This window comes from Verrucosispora sp. SN26_14.1 (assembly GCF_004307965.1).
Classification (GTDB): Bacteria; Actinomycetota; Actinomycetes; order Mycobacteriales; family Micromonosporaceae; genus Micromonospora.
Genome location: NZ_SISL01000253.1, coordinates 1 through 8,596, shown reverse-complemented (window position 1 = coordinate 8,596; position 8,596 = coordinate 1). Strand labels below are relative to the sequence as shown.

The 8,596-nt window shown below is 72.9% G+C and carries 7 protein-coding genes; 6 read left to right on the top strand and 1 reads right to left on the bottom strand.

From position 1 onward, the window contains the following. The 3 genes from EYA84_RS20605 to EYA84_RS20595 all read left to right on the top strand — a co-directional run. Positions 1 to 584, top strand: a 584-nt coding sequence (locus EYA84_RS20605; RefSeq protein ID WP_131054683.1) for an efflux RND transporter periplasmic adaptor subunit, incomplete at its 5' end; no start/stop codon positions are given. Further along, positions 581 to 2,026: an ATP-binding cassette domain-containing protein gene (locus EYA84_RS33565; RefSeq protein WP_236145872.1), complete on the top strand. Its 1,446-nt coding sequence runs from the start codon at positions 581 to 583 to the stop codon at positions 2,024 to 2,026. The genes EYA84_RS20605 and EYA84_RS33565, both read left to right, overlap by 4 nt. Before the next feature lie 102 nt (positions 2,027 to 2,128). Next, the gene (locus EYA84_RS20595; RefSeq protein ID WP_131054682.1) at positions 2,129 to 3,019 is read left to right on the top strand and encodes a lytic transglycosylase domain-containing protein; all 891 of its coding nucleotides are present in this window, start codon (positions 2,129 to 2,131) and stop codon (positions 3,017 to 3,019) included. Here EYA84_RS20595 and EYA84_RS20590 read toward each other — a convergent pair. Continuing rightward, entirely contained in the window at positions 2,965 to 5,094 is a 2,130-nt protein-coding gene (locus EYA84_RS20590) for an efflux RND transporter permease subunit (RefSeq protein WP_131054681.1), read from the bottom strand. The genes EYA84_RS20595 and EYA84_RS20590 overlap by 55 nt on opposite strands. 188 nt (positions 5,095 to 5,282) lie before the next feature. Here EYA84_RS20590 and EYA84_RS20585 point away from each other — a divergent pair, with 188 nt between their 5' ends. The 3 genes from EYA84_RS20585 (at position 5,283) to EYA84_RS20575 (ending at position 8,551) form a co-directional block, all read left to right on the top strand. Continuing rightward, positions 5,283 to 5,798, top strand: coding sequence for a MarR family winged helix-turn-helix transcriptional regulator (locus EYA84_RS20585; RefSeq protein WP_131054684.1), 516 nt, complete (start codon positions 5,283 to 5,285; stop codon positions 5,796 to 5,798). A gap of 4 nt (positions 5,799 to 5,802) precedes the next feature. Next, positions 5,803 to 7,491 (top strand): CocE/NonD family hydrolase, encoded by a 1,689-nt coding sequence (locus EYA84_RS20580; RefSeq protein ID WP_131054680.1) that lies wholly within the window; start codon positions 5,803 to 5,805, stop codon positions 7,489 to 7,491. Between the two features lie 163 nt (positions 7,492 to 7,654). After that, complete coding sequence (locus EYA84_RS20575) at positions 7,655 to 8,551, top strand: hypothetical protein (RefSeq protein WP_131054679.1); 897 nt, start codon at positions 7,655 to 7,657, stop codon at positions 8,549 to 8,551. The last annotated feature ends 45 nt before the right edge of the window (positions 8,552 to 8,596 follow it).

Sequence of the window (8,596 nt, the reverse complement as noted above, 5' to 3'; positions counted from 1 at the left end):
GTGGCGCCCCGGCGGGACCCCCGGCCGGCGTGGACACCGCCGTCCCGGTCGGCGGCCGGGTCACCGCCGGCACTCCGGTGCTGACCGTGGTGGACACCGGCGAGCTGGGTCTGCTGGCCGAGGTCGACGAGACCGACGTGCTGCTGGTCCGGACCGGGCTGACCGGCACGGTGGAGCTGGACGCGGTGACCGGTGCCGTGTACGACGCCACCGTGAAGTCGATCGACGTGCTACCCAGCACCTCGGCCCGGGGCGGGGTCAGCTATCGCGTCCGGCTCTCTCTCGGCCCGGGGCGGTTCGGCGAGGCGGAACCGGCTCCGGCGCCGCGCCCCGGCATGAACGCGGTGGTGCGGCTGCGGGTCCGGGAGGCGGCGGACGCGGTGACCGTACCCGCCTCGGCGGTCTTCTCCGTCGACGGTCGGGACACGGTCTGGCTGATCCGCGAGGGTCGGGCCGGCCAGGCGGCGGTCACCGTCGGCGTGCAGGGCCAGGACCTGGTGCAGATCGTCGACGGGGTGCAGCCCGGCGACCGGATCGTGGTGCGCGGCACCGACCAGGTCCGGGACGGCCAGGAGGTCGGGTGAGCCGGGTTCCGGCGATCGAGGCGGTGGACGTCTCCCGGACGTACCAGCTCGACGGGATCTCGGTACCCGCCCTGCGCGGCGTCACGCTGACCGTGGCGGCCGGTGACTACGTGGCGCTGATCGGGCCGTCCGGTTCGGGCAAGTCCACGCTGATGCACCTGCTCGGCGGCCTGGACCGGCCGACCGGTGGTCGGCTGGCGATCGACGGGCGGCAGGTCGGTGCGCTCTCCGCACCCGAGCTGGCCCGGCTGCGCAACGAGACCATCGGCTTCGTCTTCCAGGCGTTCCACCTGCTGCCGCGTACCTCGGCGGTGGAGAACGTGGCGTTGCCCCTGGTGTATCGGGGGGTGGGGGCCCGCGAGCGCCGCGCGCGGGCCGACGCGATGCTCGGGCGGATGGGGGGCCGGGGCGTGCTGACCGCCCGCTGGGTGGCGTTCGCCCGGACGCTGGTGCCCCGGCTGGCGGGCGCGGCGGGCATGCCGTACCGCCGGTTCGCGCCGTGGAACCTGGCCGGGGTGGCGACCTGGGTGGGTGGGTCGGTGCTGGTGGGGCACCTGGCGGGTGAGTCGTATGCGACGGTGTCCCGGCTGCTCGGGCAGGCCACCGGCGCGGTGCTGGTGCTGATCGCGGCGCTGCTCGCGGTGGTGATGGTCGGGCGGTGGCTGGGGCGTAACCCGGACCCGGTCCGGGCGCTGGTGACGCGGGCCGCGCGACTGCCGCCGCTGCGGTGGCTGTCGGCCCGGTACGGGCTGCTGTTCTTCCTGCTCAGTCTGCGGCTCGGTCCGGCCTGGGCGTTGCTGGCGAATCTGGCGGCCGGGGTGGTGCTGCTGTTCGCGGTCGGTCTGGTCATCGCCTGGGCGTTGCGGACGGTGGTCCGGCACAGCGGTCTGTCACTGGTGGACGGGGCGATCGCGGGGTGGTTCGCGGCGCGGCGTACGCCGGACGCGGTGGAGGCGACGCAGGCGGCGGTGTCGGTGTTGCGCGGATCGTCGCTGATCGTGGTGGTCGCGGTGGTGGCGCTGGTGCAGGCGTGGCGGCACCGGCCGTGGCGGGCGGACCTGCTCAGCGTGGTGGGCACGGTCGGTGCGTTCGTGCCGCTGGTGGTGTTGGCGGTGGTGGCCGACCTGGCCGCCGGCGGACGGACGGTGCTGTTCTCCACGCAGAACGTGGTGGTCACGGCCAGCCTGTGCACGCTGGCCTGGTTGCTGTCGCGGGGGGCGCGGTGGCCGTTGGCGGTGGCGGCCTGGACGGTCGCGGCGGTCGGGGTCGTCGCGATCGGCGGGGCGCGGCTCTATCTGGGGATGAGCACGGCCAGCGGAACGGTGGGCGCGGTGTTGCTGGGTGCGGCGTGGCCGGCGGTGTTCATGGTCGCGTGGGCCACGCGGGACCGGGCGGTGACGGCCGGGTCGGTGCGTGAGTCGGGTTTCGGGCCGACGGTGTAGCCGACAGGGGGCTTGACCTGGGCGGCGTGGATGTGCGGGCCACGAAACACGACCTGGGGCTGTTAGTGTGCGGCGGGCTCGTCACTGCCGAAGGGGGTCGACATGGGACGGAGCGTCACCAGACTGGGCGTCGCGCTGCTCGCCGGGCTGTTGCTGGCGACCGGGGGTGGTTGCGCCAGTGTGGACGCTCCGGCGACGGAGGTGCCCGCGCCGGTCGCGTTGCCGCAGGAGGCGACGGAGCCGACGCAGGCCACCGAGTCGGTCGGGCCGGACGAGGCCAGTCCCACGCCGAAGGCGGTCCAGTCGATGGGTGCCGCGCCCCGGTCGGCTGCCGCGCCGTCGCCGACGGCGAGCGTGAAGCCGACGCCGCGACGCAGCGCCCCGGCGCCGAGGACGGTGCCGAAGCCGCCGACGGAGACCAACGTGCCGCCGAAGCCGCCGAAGCCCGCGCCCAGTGGCTGCCAGCCCACCTACAAGGGCGAGCAGGCCAGCCGGGCGCAGGCCAAGGCGGCGCTGACCGACGCGGCAGGCCGGACCTACTGGCCGACCTCCGCGCCGGACATCCGCGTTCCGCTGGACCTGATCAAGGCGACCGCCTGGCAGGAGAGCGGGTGGCAGTCCAACATCGTCGCCTGCGACGAGGGCATCGGCCTGATGCAGGTGATGCCGGATACCGCGACCTGGATGAACCAGCGGTTCGGGCAGAGCTACGACGTGTGGGACTACCGGGACAACGCCTATCTCGGCGGCACCTATCTGGCGTGGCTCACCAAGTACATCGGTGACATGTACTTCGACGCCGACTACCGGCTGGACGCGGGCCTGTGCACCCCGGGCGTACTGGACTCCTGTCTGCTCAACGCGGTGATCGCCGCGTACAACTTCGGTCACGGGGCGGTGGCCCGACCGGGGCAGCCGTTGGCCATCCCCAATCCGGGTTACGTGCGCAACGTGCGGGCGCTGATGTCGGAGTGTGTCTGCCTGGGGTTCTGATCGCGGGTGATCCGGCCGGGCCACCAGAACCTCTCGCCGAGCAGGAACGCCAGCGCCGGCACGACGACCGTGCGGACGAGCAGGGTGTCCAGCAGGACGCCCAGGCAGACGATGATGCCGATCTGGGTCAGGGTGATCAGCGGCAGCACGCCGAGCAGCGCGAAGACCGCGGCGAGCAGGATGCCGGCGCTGGTGATGACGCCGCCGGTGGCGCGGAGCGCGGAGAGCATGCCCTCGCGGGTGCCGGTGGCGCGGGCGTCCTCCCGGGCCCGGGTGACCAGGAAGATGTTGTAGTCCACGCCGAGCGCGACGAGGAAGACGAAGGCCAGCAGCGGCACTGTGGTGTCCAGTGCGGGGAAGCCCAGGACGTGGTCGAAGAGCAGCCAGGCACCGCCGAGGCTGGCGAAGTACGACGCGACGACGGTGACCACCAGCAGCACCGGGGCGATGATGCCGCGTAGCAGCAGCACGAGCACTGCGGCGACCAGCAGCAGGATCAGCGGCAGGATCACCCGGAGGTCCCGGTCGTCGGCGGCGGCGGAGTCGTAGTCTCCGGCGAGGCTGCCGCCGACCAGGGCGCCGGAGATCTCGTCGACGCCGGCCGGGGTCGGGGGTGCCGAGTCGGGTACGGCGGAGACGGCGTCGCGGAGCGCGACCAGGGTGCGGTTCGCGGCGGCGGTGCCGGGTTCGGCGTCGAGGACGACGTCGATCTGGGCGACGGTGTCTCCGGCCGGGCCGGGGCGGGCGGAGGCGACGCCGTCGACGGCGGTGGCGGCCTCGGTGACGGCCGGCACGGTGGCGGGGTTGGTCATCACCGCGACGGGTTGGGTGGTGCCGGCGGGGAAGGCGCGGCCGAGGGTCTGCGCGCCGGCCACCGCCTCCGGCTCGACCCGGAACTGCTCGGTCTCGGAGAGGCCGGTGCGCAGGCCCAGCCCGCCGAGGGCGAGCGCGGCCAGCAGCAGGGTGGCCAGCGCCGCGACGGGCACCGGGCGGCGGATCACGGCGGCGCCGAGGCGGCCCCAGATCCGGCCTTCGCGGCCCTGGCTGCCGACCTCGGGCACCAGCGGCCAGAACAGGCGGCGTCCGCCGAGCACCAGGGCGGCGGGCAGCACCAGCAGGGCCGAGGCCATCGCGAGCAGGATGCCGGTGGCGCAGGCCACGGCGAGGGCGCGGTTGAGTTCCCGTTCGCTGAGCAGCAGCGTGAGTACGCCGAGCATGACGGTGCCGCCGCTGGCCAGGATCGGTTCGGCGGTGCGGCGCAGGGCCTTGCGCATCGCGACGAAGCGGTCCTGCTCGCGGCGTAGTTCCTCGCGGTAGCGGGCGATGAGCAGCAGGGCGTAGTTGGTGGCGGCACCGAAGACGAGGACGCTGGCGATGCCGGTCACGGCGCCACCGGCGAAGTTGATGCCGACCGCCGGGATGATGGTGTCCAGGGCGCGCAGGGTGATCTGCTCGGTGGCTGCCACGATGGTCAGCGGGATCAGCCAGAGCAGCGGGCTGCGGTAGGTGACCAGCAGCAGGACCGCGACGACGGCGGCGGTGAAGGCGAGCAGGGTGAGGTCGGCGCCCTCGAAGACCTTGGTGAGGTCGGCGGTGAAGGCGGGCCCGCCGGTGACCTCGACGGTCAGGTCCCCGGGCAGCGCGGTGAGTGACTCGCGCAGCTCGGCCACCTGGGCGCTGACGGCGTCCTGGCCGCCGGCGGTGGACATCGGCACGACGACCAGGGCGACGGTGCCGTCGGGGGACACCTGGGGCGGGACGACCTGGCCGCCGACGGCGAACTCGCTGAGCCCGGTGGATCCGGTGGTGATCGCGGCCTGGTCGGCGTCGGTCAGTGCGGCGCCGTCGTCGCGGCTGACCACCACCACGGCGGCGGCGACGTCACTTTGGGGCAGTTCGTCCTGGAGCAGCTCGACCTGCGTCGACTCCCAGCTCTCGGACAGCCCGGTGGCGGAGACCGGTGCCGGGTTGTCGGGAGTGGGCAGGGCGAAGACGATCGCGCCGAAGACGACCGTCAGCAGGACGGTGAGCCAGGCTGCGCGGCGGCTGCGCGCGACACGGGTTAATACGGACATCCGTAGGGCCCCTCGAAACAGGTCTCTCGACAGACAGATATCTAGACAGTCGAGAGTTTTGCCCATCAAGATAGATGTGGCAACTACTGGCGGCGTGAGAATCTCGACAACGGTGGTGGACGGCCGGCTGGGTATGCTCCGACGCGGGCGTTCGGGAGGGGAAGCGGCGCGACGTGGCGGCTCAGGGGATGTACCGGCGGCGGGATACCCGCCGGGAGCTGCTGATCGCCGAGATCACCGCCGAGCTGCGCCGCTACGGCGTGGACGCCCAGCACGTGGGGCACGCCTTCGCCGGGCAGCACGGTCTGAACGTCACCGACCTGCAGGCGTTGATCGCGGTCATGGACGCCGAGCTGGCCGAGGCGCCGATCACCCCGGGACGGCTCGGCGAGCGCCTCGCCATCTCCTCCGGGTCGGTCACCGCCCTGATCGACCGGCTGGAACGCGCCGGGCACATCCGGCGGGACCGGGATCCCACCGACCGGCGCAAGATCCTGCTCCGCTACGCCGACCGTGGTGCGGCGCTCGCGATGGACTTCTTCCGGCCGCTGGGCGAGCGCACCGACCGGGTGATGAGCGGCTTCCGCGACGACGAGCTGGAGGTGGTGTACCGCTTCATCTCCGCCATGGGTGCCTCGCTGCGGGAACACCGGGACACCGTCCGGGGCGCCCGACCCGAGCCGCCCCGACGCCGGACGGAGTGACCCGATGTGGGATCGACTGACGTCGGCGCTCGCCGGCGCCGCGTTGCGACTGCCGCCGGCCCGTACCCGTCGGGTCGCTGTCACCCGGGACATTCCGGTCCGGGTCCGCGACGGGGTGATCCTGCGCACCGACCACTACCGCCCGGACCGGGTGGACGCGCCCACCGTGCTGATCCGCACCCCGTACGGGCGGGGCGGGCCGATGCGGCTGCTCTGCCGGCTCGCCGCCGAGCGCGGCTTCCACGTGGTCATCCAGTCCTGCCGGGGCACCTTCGGCTCCGGCGGCTCCTTCGACCCGTTCGTGCACGAGCGCGACGACGGGTTGGACACCCTCGACTGGCTGCGTCGGCAGCCCTGGTGGGGTGGGGCGTTCGGCATGTTCGGCGCGAGCTACCAGGGTTTCGTGCAGTGGGCGCTGGCCGCCGACGCGGGCACCGAGCTGCGCGCGATGGTCGCCGTGGCCACCGCCTCGTCGACCCGCGACTCCACGTACGCGGGCGAGTCCTTCGCCCTGGACACGGTGCTGACCTGGGTGGAACTGCTCCAGGCGCAGACCGTGCCGTGGCTGGCCCGGCAGTGGGAGCTCAAACGCGGCCAGCCCCGCCTGGCCGCCGCCCTGGCGCACCTGCCCCTGGTCGAGGCGGACCGGATCGCCACCGGGGTCACCGTGCCGTTCTTCCAGGAGTGGTTGGAGCACCACACGCCGCAGGCCGACTACTGGCGTACCCGGATCTTCGACGACCGGCTCGACCGGGTGCGGGCGCCGGTGGCGATGGTCAGCGGGTGGCACGACATCTTCCTGCCCGCCCAGTTGCGTGACTACGCGGCCCTGCGCGCCACCGGGGCGCGGCCGAGGCTGGTGGTGGGGCCGTGGACCCACGGCAGCCCCGGCCTGTTCGTCGCCGCGCTGCGCGAGGGACTCGACTGGCTCGACGCACACCTGAACGACCGCGCCGCGGCGCCGGCCGGTGTCGACCGGGACACCGGTGCCGGCGCGCCCGTGCGGGTGCACCTGGGCGGCACCGGGGGCGGGTGGCGTGACCTGCCCGACTGGCCGCCACCGGCCCGACCCACCCGGTGGCACCTGCACCCGGGCTCCGCGCTGCGTACCTCGCCGCCGGTGCCCTCGACGCCGGACGCCTTCTGGTACGACCCGGTTGACCCGACCCCCTCGCTGGGCGGCCCGCTGCTGGTGGCCCAGCGCGCCGGGCCGTTCGACAACCGTCCGGTCGAGGCCCGTCCCGACGTGTTGACCTGGACCACCGACCCGCTGGAGCACGCGGTCGAGGTGATCGGCCCGGTGCGGGCGGAGATCCACCTGCGCAGCGAGCTGGCCCACCTGGACGTCTTCGTGCGACTGTGCGACGTGGACCGGCGTGGCCGGTCCTGGAACGTCTGCGACGGCCTGGTCCGCGTCGATCCGCGACGCTTCCGCTCCGACGCCACCGGTGCCGTCGCGGTGCCGGTGGAGATGTGGCCGACCGCCCACCGGTTCGCCCCCGGGCACCGGGTGCGGGTGCAGGTCTCCGGCGGGGCCCATCCCCGCTACTCGCGCAACCCGGGAACCGGCGAACCCCTCGGCGCTGCCGTGACTCTCCGTGGTGGACGTCGGGAGATCATTCACGACCCGGAGTATCCGTCCGCAGTGGTCCTTCCGGTCGTCCACTCTGCCTCACAGGCTTCTCCAAGCTGAATAAACCGGCTCTGAGCTGGGCATTCGTCGAGAAGTGCGGCTATGGTGGGGGTACGCCCGGCGCTGTGCAACCACTGGCCGGGAGCGCTTGTACAGCCTTCCTACCGCGCACGCGGTGTCACTGCCGTGCCCGGCCCCCGACGGATCAGCAGAGGGGGGAACCATGACGCGGGCACCGGCGAACCTGATGGCCGTCCGCAGTTTGCTGCTCAAGCACCTCAACCGCGACCCGAACCGGGTACGCGACGAGAACCTGGAACCCAACGAGGTCGGCATCGTCGGTGATGCCAACCACCGCGGGGGATACCACACCGGATCGGACCGGGTCGTCGCGAACGACTACTCGGTGGTCGAGTCGCCCCGGGACCGCAACGGTCTGACGCTGGACGCGGCCGCGCTGGACGTGGGTATGTTCCGGGTCGGCAGCGGCGGTCGTCACCACGACCTGTTCACGTTCTCGACCTGGTGTGTGGCCCAGTGCGTCGCCAACACGGCGGACAGCCGGGACATCCGCGAGATCATCTACTCACCCGACGGCAAGGTGGTGCGGCGGTGGGACCGACTGGGGCGGCGCAGCACCGGCGACCGTTCCCACCTGTGGCACACCCACTTCAGTTTCTTCCGCGACTCGATCAAGGCGGGACGTGACCAGACGCCGCTGTTCCGCCGTTACCTGACCACCATCGGACTCATCACGCCCGAGCAGGAGGAGATGGACATGACCCCCGAGGAGCACAACTGGCTCAGGACCGTGCACCGCAACCTCACCGTCCTGGACGGCCGCAACCCGATCGGGCAGACCTATACCCGCACCACCACGGGCGAGGACCACACCGACCCGAAGTTCCAGGTCGGGCACCCGACACTGCGTAGCCTCGGCGCGCAGTTGACCGCGTTGCAGTCCGCGGTGGAGTCGCTGGCCAACCGCGACTTCACCGACGAGCAGGCGATCATCACCGGTGTGCTGGCCGGCCTCACCCCCGAGGAGATCGCGGCGGCGATCCCGCCGACCGTGGCCGAGCAGGTCGTGCAGGAACTCGGCCGGCGGCTCGCCGCCTGAGGCTAGGCACAGGTGGACGGGTGGCGGCGGCCGGCAGGACCGGCC

What these genes read in the sequence shown, in the direction of transcription:
- EYA84_RS20595 (WP_131054682.1), top strand. Translation starts at nt 2,129, where the DNA reads ATGGGACGGAGCGTCACCAGACTGGGCGTCGCGCTGCTCGCCGGGCTG.
- EYA84_RS20590 (WP_131054681.1), bottom strand. Translation starts at nt 5,094, where the DNA reads ATGTCCGTATTAACCCGTGTCGCGCGCAGCCGCCGCGCAGCCTGGCTC.
- EYA84_RS20585 (WP_131054684.1), top strand. Translation starts at nt 5,283, where the DNA reads ATGTACCGGCGGCGGGATACCCGCCGGGAGCTGCTGATCGCCGAGATC.
- EYA84_RS20580 (WP_131054680.1), top strand. Translation starts at nt 5,803, where the DNA reads ATGTGGGATCGACTGACGTCGGCGCTCGCCGGCGCCGCGTTGCGACTG.
- EYA84_RS20575 (WP_131054679.1), top strand. Translation starts at nt 7,655, where the DNA reads ATGACGCGGGCACCGGCGAACCTGATGGCCGTCCGCAGTTTGCTGCTC.